The sequence below is a fragment of the Parabacteroides sp. ZJ-118 genome (assembly GCF_011038785.1).
Classification (GTDB): domain Bacteria; phylum Bacteroidota; class Bacteroidia; order Bacteroidales; family Tannerellaceae; genus Parabacteroides.
On the sequence record NZ_JAAKDT010000015.1, the window covers coordinates 1 to 19,128 of the forward strand.

At 46.4% G+C, this 19,128-nt stretch carries 17 protein-coding genes; all 17 read right to left on the reverse strand.

The features are described 5' to 3' along the window. Window positions 1–605: 605 nt before the first annotated feature. The 17 genes from rplT to gnd all read right to left on the reverse strand — a co-directional run bounded on the left by rplT (window position 606) and on the right by gnd (window position 18,849). On the reverse strand, window positions 606–950 hold the full coding sequence (gene rplT / locus G7Y39_RS05800) for a 50S ribosomal protein L20 (RefSeq protein ID WP_165155963.1): 345 nt from the start codon (window positions 948–950) through the stop codon (window positions 606–608). 106 nt (window positions 951–1,056) lie between these two features. Then, a complete protein-coding gene (gene rpmI, locus G7Y39_RS05805; protein ID WP_165155965.1) occupies window positions 1,057–1,254 on the reverse strand; it encodes a 50S ribosomal protein L35 in 198 nt (65 codons plus the stop codon). A gap of 54 nt (window positions 1,255–1,308) precedes the next feature. Next, window positions 1,309–1,929, reverse strand: a complete 621-nt coding sequence (gene infC / locus G7Y39_RS05810; RefSeq protein WP_165155967.1) for a translation initiation factor IF-3 — start codon at window positions 1,927–1,929, stop codon at window positions 1,309–1,311. A 33-nt stretch (window positions 1,930–1,962) separates the two neighbouring features. After that, window positions 1,963–3,918: a threonine--tRNA ligase gene (thrS, locus tag G7Y39_RS05815; protein WP_165155969.1), complete on the reverse strand. Its 1,956-nt coding sequence runs from the start codon at window positions 3,916–3,918 to the stop codon at window positions 1,963–1,965. Between the two features lie 90 nt (window positions 3,919–4,008). Beyond that, window positions 4,009–6,132 carry a tetratricopeptide repeat protein gene (locus G7Y39_RS05820; protein WP_165155970.1) on the reverse strand — a complete coding sequence of 708 codons (2,124 nt, stop codon included), beginning with the start codon at window positions 6,130–6,132 and terminating at the stop codon, window positions 4,009–4,011. Between the two features lie 41 nt (window positions 6,133–6,173). Next, window positions 6,174–6,506, reverse strand: a complete 333-nt coding sequence (locus G7Y39_RS05825) for an acetyl-CoA carboxylase biotin carboxyl carrier protein subunit (protein WP_165155971.1) — start codon at window positions 6,504–6,506, stop codon at window positions 6,174–6,176. 12 nt (window positions 6,507–6,518) lie between these two features. Beyond that, window positions 6,519–8,066 (reverse strand): acyl-CoA carboxylase subunit beta, encoded by a 1,548-nt coding sequence (locus G7Y39_RS05830; RefSeq protein ID WP_165155973.1) that lies wholly within the window; start codon window positions 8,064–8,066, stop codon window positions 6,519–6,521. Window positions 8,067–8,087: 21 nt separating this feature from the next. Beyond that, window positions 8,088–8,645 (reverse strand): peptide deformylase, encoded by a 558-nt coding sequence (gene def / locus G7Y39_RS05835; protein WP_165155975.1) that lies wholly within the window; start codon window positions 8,643–8,645, stop codon window positions 8,088–8,090. A gap of 3 nt (window positions 8,646–8,648) precedes the next feature. Next, window positions 8,649–9,071 (reverse strand): Holliday junction resolvase RuvX, encoded by a 423-nt coding sequence (gene ruvX / locus G7Y39_RS05840; protein WP_165155977.1) that lies wholly within the window; start codon window positions 9,069–9,071, stop codon window positions 8,649–8,651. A gap of 69 nt (window positions 9,072–9,140) precedes the next feature. Then, window positions 9,141–10,538 carry an undecaprenyl-phosphate glucose phosphotransferase gene (locus G7Y39_RS05845; RefSeq protein ID WP_165155979.1) on the reverse strand — a complete coding sequence of 466 codons (1,398 nt, stop codon included), beginning with the start codon at window positions 10,536–10,538 and terminating at the stop codon, window positions 9,141–9,143. Between the two features lie 96 nt (window positions 10,539–10,634). Further along, a complete protein-coding gene (locus tag G7Y39_RS05850) occupies window positions 10,635–11,780 on the reverse strand; it encodes an OmpA family protein (protein ID WP_165155981.1) in 1,146 nt (381 codons plus the stop codon). Window positions 11,781–11,881: 101 nt separating this feature from the next. Further along, entirely contained in the window at window positions 11,882–13,033 is a 1,152-nt protein-coding gene (gene gmd, locus G7Y39_RS05855) for a GDP-mannose 4,6-dehydratase (RefSeq protein ID WP_165156048.1), read from the reverse strand. 25 nt (window positions 13,034–13,058) lie between these two features. Beyond that, window positions 13,059–14,135 carry a GDP-L-fucose synthase gene (locus G7Y39_RS05860; RefSeq protein ID WP_165155983.1) on the reverse strand — a complete coding sequence of 359 codons (1,077 nt, stop codon included), beginning with the start codon at window positions 14,133–14,135 and terminating at the stop codon, window positions 13,059–13,061. A 19-nt stretch (window positions 14,136–14,154) separates the two neighbouring features. Beyond that, window positions 14,155–15,030, reverse strand: coding sequence for a glucose-1-phosphate thymidylyltransferase RfbA (gene rfbA, locus G7Y39_RS05865; RefSeq protein ID WP_165155985.1), 876 nt, complete (start codon window positions 15,028–15,030; stop codon window positions 14,155–14,157). Between the two features lie 172 nt (window positions 15,031–15,202). Continuing rightward, a complete protein-coding gene (gene pgl / locus G7Y39_RS05870; RefSeq protein ID WP_165155986.1) occupies window positions 15,203–15,913 on the reverse strand; it encodes a 6-phosphogluconolactonase in 711 nt (236 codons plus the stop codon). A 4-nt stretch (window positions 15,914–15,917) separates the two neighbouring features. Beyond that, window positions 15,918–17,384 carry a glucose-6-phosphate dehydrogenase gene (gene zwf / locus G7Y39_RS05875; protein ID WP_165155988.1) on the reverse strand — a complete coding sequence of 489 codons (1,467 nt, stop codon included), beginning with the start codon at window positions 17,382–17,384 and terminating at the stop codon, window positions 15,918–15,920. Between the two features lie 4 nt (window positions 17,385–17,388). Then, window positions 17,389–18,849, reverse strand: a complete 1,461-nt coding sequence (gene gnd / locus G7Y39_RS05880; RefSeq protein WP_165155990.1) for a decarboxylating NADP(+)-dependent phosphogluconate dehydrogenase — start codon at window positions 18,847–18,849, stop codon at window positions 17,389–17,391. Window positions 18,850–19,128: the final 279 nt, after the last annotated feature.

Here is a 19,128-nt window from a genome sequence, read left to right on the forward strand (position 1 = left end):
AGCCATACATCTTTCCTCGTTTACCTGCCTGATTTACGCATCAAGGTTACGGTTGCCTTTGGGAACTTCGCTGTCTGTAGCCAGTTTGTCCGCTTGATACGCCTTGGTATCAGATTTCTGTTCGTCAGGCCACGATTTCGCTATTGCTTCTTCTCTCCCAAGCGTCGCCGCTTGAAACTTGCAAGTCGCTTTAGGGTTCGTCGGCAACTACGCCCCTTTATGGACTTTCACCACAGATGTATGGCATGCCCGTCATACTACAAAAAGAAGAGAATCTTATCAAAGATCCTCTTCCCTATAAAAAAAGCCGCACTGTAGATATGAACAAACTCCGTATGACAGGATTTGAGTGCTTTGCCACCTTTGTAATCCGCCGTGCTATGCATACCCCGAAGGGCGCGGCCCGCCATTGGCAACAAGAGCTACGTCTCGGAATGAAAATAAACTGATGAGTTTCCCAATCGAACAAGTGCGGCTTAACTCATTCCCTGTCTATCCTTTTCTTGTTACAAAGATATGTAATCGTATCGACATGACCAAACAAAAACAACAAAAAAGAGCCTCCTCTTCAAGAAGACTCTTCATTAACTATGTATAGCAAAATCTTATTTCACTTTAGCTACGATAACCTTGAACGCTTCCGGATGGTTAACGGCCAAGTCTGCCAAAACCTTACGGTTGATCTCGATACCGGCAGCGTGCAAAGCACCCATCAGGCGGGAATAAGACAAACCTTCCAAACGAGCGGCAGCGTTGATACGCTGAATCCACAAAGCACGGAAATTACGTTTCTTGTTACGACGGTCGCGGAAAGCATAAGTCAAACCTTTTTCCCACGTATTCTTCGCTACGGTCCAAACGTTCTTACGTGCACCATAATAACCACGGGTTAGTTTTAAAATCCGTTTTCTTTTTGCTCTTGAAGCAACATGATTTACTGATCTAGGCATAATTCTAATCTGTTTTGAATGTTAGCGTCACCTCTCAGGATGAACTTGATTGCTAAACGCATTCGGTTAATAAAAATCGTTATAAAACTCGCTTAATGAATAAAGATTACTTCATGCAAAGCATCTGCTTTACGTTGCTTACATCAACACTAGCCACCAAACCCATGTGAGTAAGATTTCTCTTTTGCTTCTTAGTCTTCTTCGTTAAGATATGACTCTTAAAAGCGTGTTTTCTTTTGATCTTTCCTGATCCGGTAAGGGCGAACCTCTTTTTGGCACCGGAATTAGTCTTCATCTTAGGCATTTTCAATTACATTTTAATTATTAAACTTAACCTCCCTTCTATCAGGGACGGATTTTATTCCTCTGTTTTCTCATCACCCTCGCTTTTAGGCTTAGGTGTCGTGACCACTTTCTTTACGACTTTCGGAGCCGCGGCAGGAGCTGAACCTGCGCCCGCTTTCTTCGGGGAAAGCATGATAATCATACGTTTTCCCTCTAAGACAGGCAACTGCTCCACTTTTCCGTAATCCTCCAAATCATTGGCAAAACGAAGCAGCAAAACCTCTCCTTGCTCCTTGAAAAGGATAGAACGACCTTTAAAGAACACGTAAGCTTTGACCTTCGAACCTTCCTCCAAAAATCCCTTAGCGTGCTTCAATTTGAAATTGTAATCATGATCATCTGTCTGAGGTCCGAAACGAATCTCCTTCACGACCACTTTCACAGATTTCGCTTTTTGCTCTTTCTGACGTTTTTTTTGCTGATAAAGGAATTTCTGGTAGTCGATTACTCTACAAACGGGGGGCGCAGCATTTGGTGAAATTTCAACTAGGTCCATCCCCTGCTCCTCCGCTATTTTCAGCGCTTGAGCGATCGGATAAACACCCGTCTCAATATTGTCACCTACTAAACGAACTTCACGAACACGAATACGTTCGTTGGTTCTATACTGTTCTTTCAGATTGTCATTCTTCATTCAAAAAGATTTATTCTCCTCGTTATTAGTTATTTAATCATTACTATTTTGCCAACGATTCATCACTTCCTCCACCTCGCCGTTCAAAAGCGCTGCAAAGGTAGCAATTTTCATCGAACCTTTATCACCTTCGCCCTGTTTTCTTACGGAAACTTCACCATTTTCTGCTTCTTTTTCTCCAACGATGAGCATATAAGGAATTCTTTTCAATTCATTGTCACGGATTTTACGGCCGATCTTCTCATTTCGGTCATCTACGATAGCACGGATTTCCTGATTACCCAACTCACGTGCGATTTGCCAAGCGTAATCATTGAACTTTTCGCTGATCGACATGATGCATACCTGCTCCGGTGTCAACCATAATGGGAACTTTCCGGCAGTATGCTCAATCAATACAGCTACGAATCGTTCCATGGAACCGAACGGCGCACGGTGGATCATAACCGGACGATGCTTCTGATTGTCCGCACCCGTATATTCCAATTGGAAACGTTCCGGCAAATTATAGTCTACCTGAATCGTACCCAACTGCCAACGGCGGCCAATAGCGTCTTTCACCATGAAGTCGAGCTTCGGGCCGTAGAAAGCGGCCTCTCCATATTCGATCTTGGCTCTCAAGCCTTTTTCCTCACAAGCCTCTACGATCGCTTGCTCAGCCTTCTCCCAGTTCTCGTCGCTACCAATATATTTCTCGCGGTTCACCTTGTCACGCAAGGAGATCTGAGCCTCAAAGTTCTCGAAATTCATCGTCTTGAATACGATCGAGATGATGTCCATCACGTTCAAGAATTCCTGCTTTACTTGATCGGGGCGACAGAAAATATGAGCGTCATCCTGCGTAAAGCTACGTACACGGGTCAATCCGTGCAACTCACCGCTCTGCTCATACCGACAAACCGTACCAAACTCCGCTAGGCGCAACGGCAGATCCTTATACGAACGAGGAGAGTTTTTATAGATCATACAGTGATGAGGACAGTTCATAGGTTTCAAGAAGTACTCCTCACCCTCCTCAGGTGTATGAATCGGCTGGAAGGAATCCTTACCGTACTTAGCGTAGTGGCCGGAAGTAATATACAATAACTTATTACCAATCGGCGGACACATCACCTCTTGATAGTTATAACGAGCCTGGATACGACGCAAAAACTCTTGCAGACGTAAACGCAAGGCGGTACCTTTCGGCAACCACATCGGTAAGCCCTTACCTACCGTATCGGAGAACATGAATAGATCCATCTCCTTACCGATCTTACGGTGGTCACGTTTCTTGGCCTCCTCCAGCAAGATCAGATACTCATCCAACATCTTCTTTCTCGGGAAAGTGATACCATACAAACGAACCAATTGCTTGCGTTTCTCATCGCCACGCCAGTAAGCACCGGCTACGCTCAATATCTTAACAGCTTTCAAGTAAGAGGTGTTCGGTAAATGCGGACCCCGACACAAGTCCGTGAAAGAGCCCTGCGTATAGGTAGTGATCGTACCGTCTTCCAGCTCACTGATAAGCTCTGTTTTATACGCCTCGCCTCTATCGCCGAACATCTTCATAGCATCCGTCTTGGTAATGTCCTGACGCTTGATTTCTTCTTTCTTGGCTACCAACTCTAGCATTTTAGCTTCGATAGCGGGGAAATCACCCTCTTTGATCACGGTCTCTCCTGGATCCACGTCATAATAGAAACCGTTCTCGATCGCTGGACCAATACCGAATTTAATACCTGGATACAATTCCTGTAAAGCCTCTGCCATAAGGTGAGCGCTGGAATGCCAGAACGCATGTTTACCTTCCTCATCTTCCCACTTCAAAAGTTTCACCGCAGCATTGTCGTTGATAGGGCGATTCAAGTCCCAAACCTCTCCATCCACGCTTGCGACTAGGACTTCCTGTGCCAAACGAGAACTAATGCTTTCCGCTATCTGCATAGCAGTCGTTCCCTTTGCATATTCTCTTACAGAATTGTCCGGAAATGTAATCTTTATCATATTCTATTCTCTAAAATTCTTTATATTCAGCCTACAAAGTTAATATTTCTTTTCTATCAGCGAAATATTTAACTCGAATAATTTACGTTATCACCGACTTGTCATTCGCTTGATGATACTATAGGCGTTGTAAATACCCAATTCCCCCGCCTTACTCAAGTCGGCGATACCCCGGTTTGCGTCACCTTGCGACAAACGAGCCAACCCACGGTTGTAGTAAGCCTCAGCAAATTCAGGATCTCGCTCGATCGCCTCGTTGTAATCAACGATAGCGGCACGGAAATCACGCTGGACACAACGCAGGTTCGCACGGTTAAAGTAGGCGTACACAAAACCTGGGTTCAACTTGATCACCATATCGTAGTCCCTCATGATCTGCTCATGCTCATAGGCTCTCTTATTATCCTTCAACATAGCACTGCGGGGGTCTACTGAGGTATTGGCGTTTACCTGCGACTGGGCAGACTTACCGAGATTCAAATTCATCCCCGAACCACTCAAGTCGTACGTATCCTTGTTCGCCTGCTGGGATTGGTTGTACACCAATTGCTTATAACGTTCTACGGCACGATTGAAATAGGCCATCGTGAACGAAGGGTCTCGCTCGATCGCTTCCGAGAAACCCTTGATCGCCTCTGAGAAATCCTGCACCAACATGAAGTCCATCGCACGACCGAAATAAGCGTTAGCATTATTCGGATCACGCTCGATCTCCGCCGAATACTCGTCGATGGAGGCGAAATGCACGGCGATCTGGTCCTCGGTCAAAGCAGCCTCCTCGTTCGTGATACGCAATTTACGCTTCAAGACCATCCGGCCATTGTAATCCTCTACCATCTTGTCGTAATAAACCAATTTCTTTACGGGATCTACCTTCTCGTAATAAGTCAAGACAAACTGAGGTTCCAGATCCACACGTACATTCCGGTCTTGTACACGTCCACGGACTTCGCTTTGATACTTATTTTTACGTTCCTGCTCCTTATCGTATACCACCAGGCGGTTGAACTTATTGATGTTTTTATCAGATTGCTCACGGGTATTCTCCTCCGAGTCGTCTGCCTTAGCATCTCCGTTCGCCGCTGTACTGGCGACAGAAGACGATGCCTTCGGGAGCTGTCCGTTCTTAGCTTGCTCCTCCATCTTTATGGCCGTCCAATAATCACGGTCCGCCCCCACGTTATCTCCCAGCTTACGCTTTGCTTCTGAACGGCTCACGAAGCCCGGCAGGAACGTTGGATATTGCTTCAAGACTACGTCGTAATCCTGCACGGCTCCCCGGTAGTCACCCGTCTCGAAACGGAGTAACGCACGGTTATAATAAGCCATATAGTTGTCCGGCTCTTGCTGAATCACGACCTCGAAGTCTTCGATAGCCCGGTTGTTATCACCGACTTGGAACCGAAGCAACCCCCGGTTGAACCGTGCGATCAAGTTCCGGCTATCCATGCTGATCACCTGATCGTAATCGGCCATCGCACCTCTCAAGTCATTCATCTGATAACGGACTAATCCTCGATTAATATAATATCCGCTCTCACGGGTATCCAGTCGGAGCGCCTCGTTCAAATCTGCCAAAGCGTCCTTGTAATCATCCATTTGATAATGAAGGATCGCACGGTTGCCATACGCCGGCGCATAATAAGGATCCATCTCGATCGCCTTATTATAATCGGCCAAGGCCTTCAACGTATCCCCTCTCTCTAGGTACATAGCACCCCGTGTCATATAATTCATGGAATATTTCGGATGGGCGGTCATTAAATCATCGAAAGTCTTCTCCGCCCCATTGTAGTCTTTTTTCTGGATAAAAGCTACCGCCGTATTCACCAACATCTGGCGGTCTTCGGGTTTGAACTCAAGTCCTTTCCGATAATCGTCGATCGCCTCGTCATATCTCTCCTGACTTTGGCGAGCGATGCCGCGAGCGTAATACGCTTGCGTTAAAAAAGGGTTCCGCTGAAGACATAAAGTGCAGTCTTCCTCGGCCCCCTTGAAATCATCCAGATTTATCTTCGCCACCGCACGGTAGAAATAGGGTTCCGCCAACCAAGGTTTGGATTTGATAACCTGATTGAAGTACTGAATGGAAAGAACATAATCCTCAAAATAGAGGGCATTCCTGCCAATGGCCAGTACACGATCCGTATTAATCTGCGCAAAAAGCGAAATCGTAAATATCTGTAATATCAAAAAGAGTGTTGCCTTCTTCATCCTATCAAAAATGATTGACAGACAAAAATAAGTAAATTATCTTACTTAGACTCTATTTTTACCATTAAATGATTCTTCGTTATCTTATCACCCTCTTTTACATTGAGCTCGACAACGACTCCCGCTATGGGAGCGACCACCCGGTTCTGCATTTTCATCGCCTCATGGGTCAACAGAAGTTGTCCGGCTTCCACGGCCTGCCCTTTCTCTACCAAAATCTTGATAATCGTTCCGGGAAGATGAGAAACCACGTCTCCAACCGAGGGCTTACACCACATCGGTCGGTTCTTATACTTCGCTGTCAGCAACGTCTTATATTTACGTGCCGTCACCACGAAATCTACATATGATTCTTGCTGGTGTTTCTTTTCCATACTCTCATCATTTTAGAACGGAGGCAAACCATGCTTCTTTGCCGGTCTGTATTCCTCTTTCAGAATGGAAAGCTTCAGTGCGTGTAACAATAATGAACGGGTTTCTTTCGGTTCGATCACAGAATCGATAAACCCCTTGGAAGCCGCCACATACGGATTTGCAAATTTCTCGATATATTCTTTCACCTTCTCCTGACGCATAGCGTTCTGGTCTTCCGCCTCCATAATCTCCTTACGGAAGATGACATTCGCAGCACCTTCCGGACCCATAACAGCGATCTCTGCGCTCGGCCAAGCGAACATAAAGTCAGCGCCCAAGTGACGGGAGTTCATAGCGATATAACCTCCGCCGTACGCCTTACGCAAGATAACCGTGATCTTAGGGACTGTAGCCTCCGAATAAGCATACAGAACCTTCGCACCGTGACGGATCACACCCGCATGCTCTTGATCTACGCCTGGCAGATAACCCGGCATATCCTCCAACGTGATGATAGGGATATTAAATGAGTCGCAGAAACGGATGAAACGAGCGGCTTTGTCAGCGCTATCACAATCAAGCACGCCGGCCAAAACCATCGGCTGGTTGGCAACGAAACCTACTGTCTCTCCTGCCATACGGCCAAAGCCGATCACGATATTAGCGGCCCACAACTCTTGGATCTCCAAAAAATCCGAGTCATCGACAATACATCTGATAATGTCTCGTACATCATACGGTTGTTTCGGGTCAGCCGGAACCACTAGCTCGATATTCAGCATAGCGGACGGCTCTTTCGGCTCAACCACTTTAGCGCGCTCCTGATTATTCCAAGGAATGAAACTAACCAAACGTTTCACCTGATCGAAACATTCTTGCTCGCTCAAGGCATAAAAATGCGCGTTACCTGTAGTCTCTGCATGAACACGTGCGCCACCAAGGTCTTCCATAGAGATGTCCTCACCCAACACGGTCTTGATAACGTTCGGTCCCGTGATAAACATCTTGGAGATGTTCTCAACCACAAACACGAAGTCCGTCAACGCCGGAGAATAAACAGCACCACCGGCACACGGACCGAGGATCAAGGAAATCTGAGGGATCACGCCCGAGGCGATCGTATTGCGATAGAATATTTCACCATAACCAGCCAAAGCACCAACACCTTCTTGGATACGTGCGCCCCCCGAGTCGTTGATTCCAATGATCGGGCATTTCATCTTCAACGCATGATCCATGATCTTGGTGATCTTACGAGCATGTTGCAAACCTAACGAACCACCGGCAACCGTAAAGTCCTGCGCATAAATGCAAACCGGGGCACCAAAGATCGTACCCGTACCGGTAACCACACCATCACCCGGCAGAACTTTCTTCTCCATACCGAAATCACGGCCATCGTGTTTCACGAACATGTCATACTCATGGAAAGAGTCTTTATCCAACAGAGCCAAGATACGCTCACGGGCAGTAAGCTTACCCATCGCCACTTGCTTCTCGATAGCAGCCTCACCACCGCCCATCTCGATAACGGCTTTCTTTTCCCTGAGGGCCTCAATGTTTTTGCTTAAATCTGTCATATTGATTAGTTAATAGATTTACTATTTACCAACGGCCTTTGCCCGGTAAGAGCAACGAACCGTTCCTTTAATAATACTATTTAATTTGCCTTTATTCAATTGGCGACGAATAGCGGAGACATTGTCGATAAAAACATGCCCCGTCAGATGCTCGCACTCATGCTGCACGATACGAGCCGCGAAACCTTCCACCACCTCCTCGTGCTCCACCCAATTCTCATCCCAATATCTCACGCGAACCGTTTTCGAGCGGGATACTTTCTCATGTATGCCCGGCAGGCTCAAACAGCCTTCCTCCATGGCTGTTTCCTCCTCGCTACGTTCCAAAAACTCGGGATTAATCAACGCACGCTTGAAACCCTTGCATTCAGGGAAGTCTTCTCCCATCACGTCTCCGTCTATAACCACCAAACGGATAGACAAACCCACCTGAGGAGCGGCAAGCCCTACCCCATCGGCATTGTACATCGTTTCAAACATATTGGCAACCAACCTTTTCAAGTCGGGATAATCTTTTGGCACATCCTCAGCCTCTTTTCTTAATACGGGCTGACCATATAAATATACGGGTAAAATCATACGTTATAACTGATATTTTTTACTTTCTAAATAAGCTTGCAAAATAATAACGGCACTGATCTCATCGACCCGTCCTTTATCTTGCCGTTTCTTTTTCTTTAGACCACCTTCCAACATGGCCTTATGAGCTAAAACCGACGTGAACCGCTCGTCGTAATAAGTTACCGGGATACTCGGTATCGTCCTTTTCAGATGAGTCACAAACGCCTCCACATATTTCATATTCTCCGAAGGCTTATTGTTCATTTGCTTCGGAAGCCCGACCACAAATAAGTCCACAGGTTCCCGCAATACGTAATCCGACAGGTATTTCACGACCTCTCCACTTGAGACTGTCGCTACGCCATTAGCGATCATTTGTAAAATATCCGTAGCGGCTATCCCCGTACGCTTCCGGCCGTAATCTATTGCAATTATTCTTCCCATCGAGCGCGAATATAACATAAATACAAATACGGATTACACAAATCCGTAAAAAGTGTGCAACGCATAGGATCAATACGCATTCTTCTCTCCCTTGAACATGTTCAGTACCGTAACCACTATGATCTTTAAATCAAGGAAAAACGTCCAATTCTCTATATACCATACATCTCTTTTTACACGTCCTTCCATCTGCTCCAGCGTCTTGGTCTCACCTCGGTAACCGGTGACTTGCGCCCATCCCGTTACTCCCGGTTTCACCAAATGCCGCACCATATACTTATCGATCAACGCCGAGTACTGCTCGGTATGCTTCAACATATGCGGACGAGGGCCTACCACGGACATATCGCCCTGCAAGACGTTTACAAACTGAGGAAACTCGTCCAGATTCGTCCGGCGCAAGAAATCGCCGATCCGGGTTTTCCGAGGATCATTCTTAACGGCCTGCAAGGTATCAGCCTGTGCGTTCACCTTCATCGTTCGAAATTTAAAGCACTCGAAGTCACGCCCATACAATCCTGTACGTTTCTGCTTAAACAAGATCGGACCGGGCGAGCTTAACTTGATCATTATACCGACCACGATGTACAGGATCGGATAAATCGTTAGCAAAATCACCAAAGAGAAGAATATATCGAACGTCCGTTTCAAGAACCGGTTATAGGCAGATTGCAAAGGCTCCCGGCGGACGGTCAGCAATGGGATCGATTCCATCACCTCCATCACCATACTCTTCTTTACATCCCGGTAGAATTCGGGTACGATATAGAAACGCACCATCTTCTTCTCGGCGAAATTCAGAAGCCGTACGATCTTTCCATTGTTCGTACCCGGCAAGGTACAATAGATCTCATCGATATCATGCTCTAGCACATACGCTTCCACCTCATCCGTCTTACCCAAGTAATTAGGTAAAACGTCTTTCAACGAGTCATTGTCATCGAAGAATCCCTTTACACTAAACCCATAGCTCAAATCATCTTTCATGACTTGGTAAAGCTCCATGCCATTCTTTCCGGCGCCCACAATCACCACCTTTTTAAAGTTATAGCCTTTTCGCCTATAAAACTTTAAGGATAAGCGCACAAAAACCCGCCAAAGCGAAAATAAGATGATAGAAACTCCGTAATAGACCAAGAGGAAAGTAGCCAGGACATCTCCTACATTCAAGAAGATCAAGCAAGTAGCGAATAAAAAGATAAGTACGGTAACCAATCCGAACGCTCGTTGCACGATCTTGTCGATAAACACGACCGCCTGATGCACTTGAATCGGGATAAAATATAAAGAGAAAAAATAACAGAAGTTCAATAACAGAATAACCTCTCTTAAATTATGGGATATCGCTTCCGTGTATTTCGGGCCAAGCAAACGAAAAACGGCCATAAACAAAAGATTCAACGCGATCAAATCTCCTACACCAATCAGCCATTGGATTAAATAACCATGTTTTTTGTTCAATATCATAGCAATTCGATAAACTCTCGCGAAAGTAAGTATTTTTCGGCGCAAAAAAAAGGCCGCACTTAGAAGTACGGCCTTTTTAAAGTATTAATTCGTAAATTAATTATTAGCGCTCATAATTACTACACGGTTCCAGCTGTTTTCGCCATAAGGTTGTTCATCAGAACCTCTCCATTCGATCGTGATCTGGTTAGAAGAGATACCGTATTTATCGATAAGTTCCTTAGCGACCGCTCTAGCACGTTTCTCAGAAAGACTCATGTTATAATCAGAAGTACCCGTCTTCTTGTCAGCATAACCAACCACCTTGATCGGAACGTTATTGTTCTTCATGAACTCAGCCGTGTTATAGATATTGATCTGCTGGTTCTTGTCGATCTTAGCGCTGTTGATGCGGAAATAAACCACATTCTCAGCGTAGTTATTTACAACCTCAGCAACTGTCTCTTGGCACTCAGGGCAAGAAACCGGACGCTTGCTCAACTCATCGTTAGCGGCACGCAAAGAGTTGATCTGGCCGTTCAAGTCGTTCAACAAAGCATAATCCATCGGCTCCAATACCTCGAAGTCTGTCTTACCCAATTTGAATGTCAAACCGGCGCTTAACTGGACGATACCGTCCGTAAGGTGATACATTTCGACACGGTTGAACTGCTCGTTCAACAAAGAGCCTTGGAGCTCAACATTCAAATCAACACGTTTGCTCAAACGGAAGGCGGTCAAGATACCAGCGTTCAACGTAGGGGACTCTGTTCTTGGACGCTCGTAAGACTCCGTAGTCTCAAAACGCTGCGCATAACCAAAACCTATCCAAGGAATCAAGCGGAACACTTTAGATTCTCTGTAAGGAGCCCAAAAATTAGTGACATCCCACAACAAGTCTGCGTGAGCGGCGATATATTTATTATGTTGCATAAACCGAGCGCCATCACCTTCAAAACCGTGGATAGCACCACCATTTAACTGGGCACGGAATCCTAAATACGGATTAAACCACTTACCAAAAGATACTTGTGGAGCGAAGTTTAAACGATCCTTGAAGTCAGCCTCTCCATTTTGGTCGCCTAACAACACGCTGGCTCCACCCGCAATTGAGATAAACCAATTGTCGCGCACTTTATTCTTCTTGAAATTAGTCTTATAACCAGCCTCATTGCTGAACCCCACCTGCGGTTGATATTCCTGTGCTGCCACAGAGAATACAAAGCCTGATAACAAAGCTAAAAGTAAAACCTTGATCTTCATATCCTTAACACTTTTAATTAAACAATCAAATATCTTAAAATTGGTACAAAATTAACTCTTTTTGTAATTACAACAAATAAAATCTTCAAATTGTTTCGAACTCACTCAAAATAGTTCAAAATTTTATAGCCTCCCTCTTTCAGGAAAGACTCCTTCTTCATTAGTTTTATATCGTTCTTCATCATATCCTCGATTAAAGCTGCTAACGAATACTCCGGTTCCCATCCTAAACGGGTGCGAGCCTTCGTAGCGTCGCCGATCAACAACTCTACTTCCGTAGGACGGAAATACTGTGGATCTACTCCTACAACATCCTCACCCACACGTTTTTTTAAGTTTTCCAGATAGGCATTCCCAACCTTCTTGACGAACAATTCCTCGTCTATCGACTCTAAGGTAGCGACCTCGTCTACTCCTTCTCCTTTAAAGCGGATCTCCACACCAATTTCATCAAAAGCCATACGGATAAAATCCCGAATCGTCGTAGTTATCCCGGTAGCGATGACATAATCCGAGGGTTCATCTTGCTGCAAAATAGCGTACATGGCACGCACGTAATCTTTCGCATGCCCCCAATCTCGTTTGGAGGAAAGATTACCCATATAAACTTTTTTTTGCATACCCAAAACGATACGTGAAACCGCCCGAGTTACCTTACGGGTCACAAACGTCTCTCCCCTTAACGGAGACTCGTGATTAAACAAGATGCCATTGGAAGCGTGCATATGATAGGCCTCCCTGTAATTTACCGTAATCCAGTAACCGTACAGTTTCGCTACCGCGTAAGGGCTTCTCGGATAGAAAGGGGTGGTCTCCCGCTGCGGAACCTCTTGCACCAAGCCATACAACTCGGATGTAGATGCCTGATAAATACGTGTTTTCGGGATCAAGTTCAACAAGCGGACCGCCTCCAGGATACGTAATACGCCCAAACCATCCGCATTCGCCGTATATTCGGGGGTATCGAAACTTACTTTTACATGGCTCATGGCGGCCAGATTATAGATCTCATCCGGCTGAACCTCGCCAATGATACGTGTAAGATTCAAACTATCCGTTAAATCGCCATAATGCAGGATCAAACTACGGTTTTCTACATGCGGGTCTTGATATAAATGATCGATGCGATCCGTATTGAACATGGAAGAACGACGCTTGATACCATGTACCGTATATCCTTTCTTAATCAAGAACTCTGTAAGATAAGCCCCATCCTGTCCCGTAATACCTGTTATTAACGCTACTTTACCCATTTCTCTAATTCTCATTTATCAATTCTCATTTATCAACTCCCAGGTACCACTCATAGAGTCGCTTCACACCCTCCTCGATCTCAATCGTATGATGCCAACCTAAGGCATGCAACTTACTTACATCCGTCAGCTTACGAAGCGTACCGTCCGGTTTGGACGAGTTAAACCTCAACTCACCCTCGAATCCGATCTCTCGCCGGATCAATTCGGCGAGAGATCGGATCGAAAGCTCGATACCCGTACCTATATTGATATGCGTATTACGAACCTCGCCCTCCTTTTGGCGGACATCCTCGAAATCCACGTGTTCCATGATATAAACAGAAGCGTCGGCCATCTCCTCGCTCCATAAGAACTCGCGAAGCGGCTTGCCGGTCCCCCACAGTTCCACCTCGCCCGGACGGATACCCTGTTTACCCAATACGGAGAGGATTTCCGACTCGGCAGCCTTCCCGGACACGCCCTCTACCGGACGAATATCCATATCCTTACGCAAGGCCTCCCAATCTCCCGCATGCAAGCATTTCGCCAAATGGATCTTACGGATCATGGCTGGCAATACGTGGGAAGTCTCCAGATTGAAATTATCATTGGGTCCGTAGAGGTTCGTAGGCATCACGGCGATATAGTTCGTACCGTATTGCAGGTTGTAACTCTCGCACATCTTGATACCCGCTATCTTGGCAATCGCATATGGTTCGTTGGAATATTCCAAAGGAGATGTCAGCAAGCAATCCTCCGGCATCGGCTGCGGAGCCTCACGGGGATAGATGCAGGTGCTTCCCAAGAATAACAATTTCTTTACGTTGTTTCTCCAAGACGCATGAATGACATTATTCTGGATCATCAAATTATTGTAGATAAAATCGGCACGATACAAACTGTTCGCCATGATACCGCCGACGTGTGCCGCCGACAAGAATACATAGTCCGGACTTTCAGCAGCGAAAAACTCGTTCACGGCGGTCTGATCCGTCAGATCCAGTTCCGTATGCGTACGGAGAAGAAAGTTCGTATATCCTTTGCTACGCAAGTTATTCAGGATAGCGGAGCCTACTAAGCCTCGGTGACCGGCAACAAATATTTTACCATCTTTTTCCATCAATATCTCGTATTCTGAACTACTTATTAATCAACCGCATCAAATACTGACCGTACTGATTCTTAATCATTGGTAGGGCAACTTGCTCAAGTCGCTTCTCATCAATCCATCCCTGTTTGAAAGCGATCTCCTCCAGACAAGCCACCTTCAGGCCCTGTCTCTTCTCGATCACCTCCACAAAAGTAGATGCCTCAGACAACGAGTCATGAGTCCCGGTATCCAGCCAAGCGAATCCACGTCCCAACAGCTGGACTTTCAACGCCCCATCCTTCAAGAACCATTGGTTCACGGTAGTGATCTCCAGCTCTCCACGAGCAGAAGGTTTGATACTTTTGGCCACGTCCACCACCTTGTTTGGATAAAAATACAATCCTACCACGGCGTAATTCGACTTCGGCTCCTTCGGTTTCTCCTCGATACTGAGGACGTTCCCATCCACGTCGAACTCGGCCACTCCATAGCGTTCCGGATCGTTTACGTAATAACCGAACACGGTCGCTTTTTGTACGTTCTCCGCCTTGTAAACAGCCTCTTTTAACATGCGGGTAAAGCTCTGTCCGTAAAAGATGTTATCACCAAGTACCAAGCAAACGGAGTCATTACCGATAAAGCGCTCTCCAATGATGAAAGCTTGCGCCAATCCGTCCGGCGAAGGCTGCTCGGCATATTCAAAACGAACACCATAATCAGAGCCATCGCCCAGCAAACGACGAAAGCCCGGCAAATCCTGCGGAGTCGATATGATAAGAACCTCCCGTATCCCCGCCAGCATGAGTACGGATACCGGATAAAAAATCATCGGCTTATCATAAATAGGCAGAAGTTGCTTGGAAACTCCTTTAGTGATCGGATACAAGCGGGTACCCGATCCACCGGCTAAAACTATACCTTTCATATTCTTTCCATTTTGTTCGACAATACTAACCCAAGATCGATTCCACACCGTCCCTAAGGTTATACAAAGTTAAACAAATAATGATAGATTAGCGTATCGTTTTCAAAAAATCGTCCATACTAAACAGGATACCACGAGAAGTAGCACTTACATGGACGGCGAAGTATATCTCCTAGGGTACTTGCTGTATAAGCCCATAAATCGTAGCTTGTACGGCATGCGATAAGATATAAGCAGCAGGCGTGGCGTTTGAAGGAGAATAACCATCGGAAAGCCTCTGTATTACGGACTCCTTGTTCGTTCCCAGTATCGGAACCAATAAGGGGGCGCCGTTCAAGATAAGCGATCCCGTCATGGTGATCCGGTATTGACCGGTAGAAGGTTGCAGGGATACCGCATAGGTACGGCTATCCGACAGTAACTCCATGGTAGTAGGGAAAATGGATGCCGTATGCGAATCCTCGCCTACGCCGAGGATGATACAATCGAACGTAGGCATTTGGTTGAACAACGGCAAGAATTCCTTTACGACCCATGAATAACGCATCGCCTCGATACCCGGCTCGTTCTCTCCCTTGATCCGGTGGATATGATCTGCCGGGATACGCAAAGGCTCAAAAAGCAAATGATTCGCATGACCGTAATTACTATCCGGACTCGTTGGAGGAACGCAACGCTCGTCCACCCAAAAGAAACGAATGTTATTCCAGTCAATTTTATTCTTATACTCATCTACCCAAAAGGAAAATATACGCTTCGCCGTCTCCCCTCCCGAGAGCGCTATGTTAAACGGAGCGAAGTCTTTCCAGCGAATCATCGCCATCATGTCCTCCGTCATCGACCGAAGCGCCTCTTTCATCTCATTAGATCTCTTTATCTCCATAATATTATTTTCTTTGGCAGGCGCAGACTTTCTTTTCCGCACCTAAAATAGCAGTTTCCTCCGGCCCATCCTCGCCCGGCTCATAGAAGAATAAGTTCTTCGAGCCCTCCTCCTCCCAATGGAGCAAGATCGGATCGATAAATTTCCAGCTAGCCTCCAATGCATCGCTACGGGCATACAGGATGGAATCGCCCAGCATGGCATCCAGCAACAGACGTTCATAATCGCCTGGAAGATAGCTCTTCGAGAGGGAGTCGTAGCGGAAGTCCATGCTAACTTGCTTCACCTCAAAACCGGCTCCAGGCATTTTCAGCCCGAACTTCAAGGATATACTCTCGTTCGGTTGGATACGGATGGTCAATTTATTGCAGGAGCCTCCCGAACATTGACCGACAAATAGTTGATGGGGCGTAGACTTGAAGTGGATCACGACCTCCGACGACTTCTCCGGCAACTTCTTCCCCGTATAGAAATAGAAGGGCACAGCGCTCCAGCGCCAGTTATCGATAAAGAACTTCATTGCCACATACGTCTCGATATTCGAGTCGGGAGCTACATTTTTCTCTTCCCGATAACCGATATATTGTCCACGGACAACCATCTTATCCATATCCGACACCGTATACGGACGTATGGAGCGGTATACTTTCACGATCTCGTCACGAATCGGTTCCGGCTCGAATATAGAGGGAGATTCCATAGCGATAAACGACATCAATTGCATCAAGTGATTCTGGATCATATCCCGCATCGCCCCGACTTCATCATAATATTTTCCCCGATTCTCCACCCCCAAGGTCTCGGTGGCGCTGATCTCGATGGAATCTATATAATTATGATTCCACAACGGCTCGAAAATACCGTTCGAGAAACGCAACACCAAGATATTCTGCACGGTCTCCTTCCCTAGATAATGATCGATACGGTAAATCCCCTCCTCGCAGAAGATATGCCGTAAATGATCGTTCAACCGGCGGGCAGACTCCAAGCCGGTACCGAACGGCTTCTCTACGATGATCCGCCTGAAACCATCCGGAGACTTGGTCTTGTTCAAACCGCTCTCCAGCAAACATTGCGGAACGATCTCGTACATCACTGGAGGGATCGCCAAGTAATAGATGATCTTATCCGGCAAGTCGTGTTTCTCTTGTAAGAGCTCGATGCGCTTGCGCAGTTTGTCGTATTCATCGGCGTTCGTGGAATCAAAGGCGACGTAATAGAGATTTTTCAAGAAATCATCGATCAAGCCCTCGTCACAGGTCTTTCCCTTCTGTGCCTCCCCAATATGCGTATGCTGCTCCGCACGGAACTCCTCATCATCATAAGCAGTGCGGGCAGCCCCCAAGATACAGAAGCGGTCGGGTAGCAAGCCCCGGACATATAATTCGAACAAAGAGGGAAGCAACTTGCGACTGGTAAGATCGCCCGATGCCCCGAATATGACTAATAATTGATTATCTGCTTTCTTCATACCTTTATATGTTATAAATTCCAGAAACTGTCTTTCCTCCCTCACCTGTCCAGTTGGTATGGAAAAATTCACCACGCTCCCAATCAGTCCGCTCATAGGTATGAGCGCCGAAATAATCTCGCTGGGCTTGAATCAAGTTAGCGGCGGAACGCAGAGTAGACAGTCCATCGAAATAACTCAATCCCGAGCTCATCGCCGGCAAAGCCACTCCATGTAAGACCCCCTCGGCTACCACTTGCCGCCAAGCCAACAAAGAAGACTCGATCTTTCGGATAAAGAACCCATCGAACAAGAGGTTTTCCAGATCCCGGTTCTTCTCGTAAGCCTGCATGATTTTCTCTAAGAAGACAGAGCGTATGATACATCCCTTCCGCCAAATCTTGGCGATCGTGCTGTAATCCAGCCGCCAGTCATAATGCTTGGAAGCTTGGCGCAACAGGGAGAATCCTTGTGCGTAAGAAACCAACTTAGTAGCATACAAGGCCTGTTTGATCTCTTTCTCCGAGATCAAGGTCTGCCCCGGCACGCCACTCTTTGGATAAAGCGAAGATGCTTTTTTCCGTTCTTCCTGCATGGAAGAAAGTATACGGGCATAAACAGCCTCAGTAATCAACGTCAGCGGATCATTCTCGTCCATAGCAGCGATAGCGCTCCATTTACCGGTACCTTTCTGCCCGGCGGCATCCAATATCTTATCCAGCAGATAGCCTTCTCCCGTCTCGTCCTTGAAGCGGAGGATATCGGCCGTAATACCGATCAAGTAGCTATCCAGCTCTCCCGTGTTCCAATCCTCAAAGATACGAGCCAAGGCCTCATTGTCCAGAGCCAGACGATGCTTCAACAAGGAATACGCCTCAGAAATCAACTGCATATCCCCATATTCAATACCATTGTGCACCATTTTTACGAAATGGCCGGCTCCACCCGGACCGATCCATTGGCAACAAGGCGTCCCGTCGTCCAGCTTGGCGGCAATACTTTGCAAGACATCCTTCACCAAAGGCCAAGCGGCAGGCGAACCACCCGGCATCACGGAAGGTCCGTACAAGGCACCGATCTCTCCTCCTGAGATCCCGGTACCTACAAAATACATCCCGTGTGCCTCCATCTCCTTCACCCGACGTTCCGTATCATGGAAATCCGAGTTACCACCATCGATAATCACATCGCCGGGTGATAAGTAAGGGATCAATTGAGCCATCAACTCATCCACCGGATCACCTGCTTTTACCATCAGCATGATCTTGCGAGGAGGCTCGACAGACTCGACAAATTCCTGTATCGTAGAGGTTCCTATGAAATTCTTTCCTTTCCCGCGGCCGCTCATGAAACGTTCTACCACGCCTTCCTCCCCCGATGTCATGCGGTTATAAACAGATACGGTGAACCCCTTGCTTTCCATATTCAACGCAAGGCTCTCTCCCATCACGGCCAAGCCGATTAATCCAATGTTTGATGTTTTCATATTTATGTTTTTATTTTATTAATCCAAGTCCATCTTACGGGCTTGCGTCTCGTTCAACCCGATACGGGCCAACAGAGGATCGATGTGAATAAGGCAGAACGGCTTTTCGTCAGACATTAAAATAACATTCATTTTAACCCTATTGTTGCGAATTTCATACCGCAAAAGAGGAGACTCCTTTATACAAATCGCGATGGGAATTGACAGGGTATTTATATTGCCTTTATTATTCCCATTCTAAACATTCGCACACGCATTTTAGTTTTATATTTGCAGTCT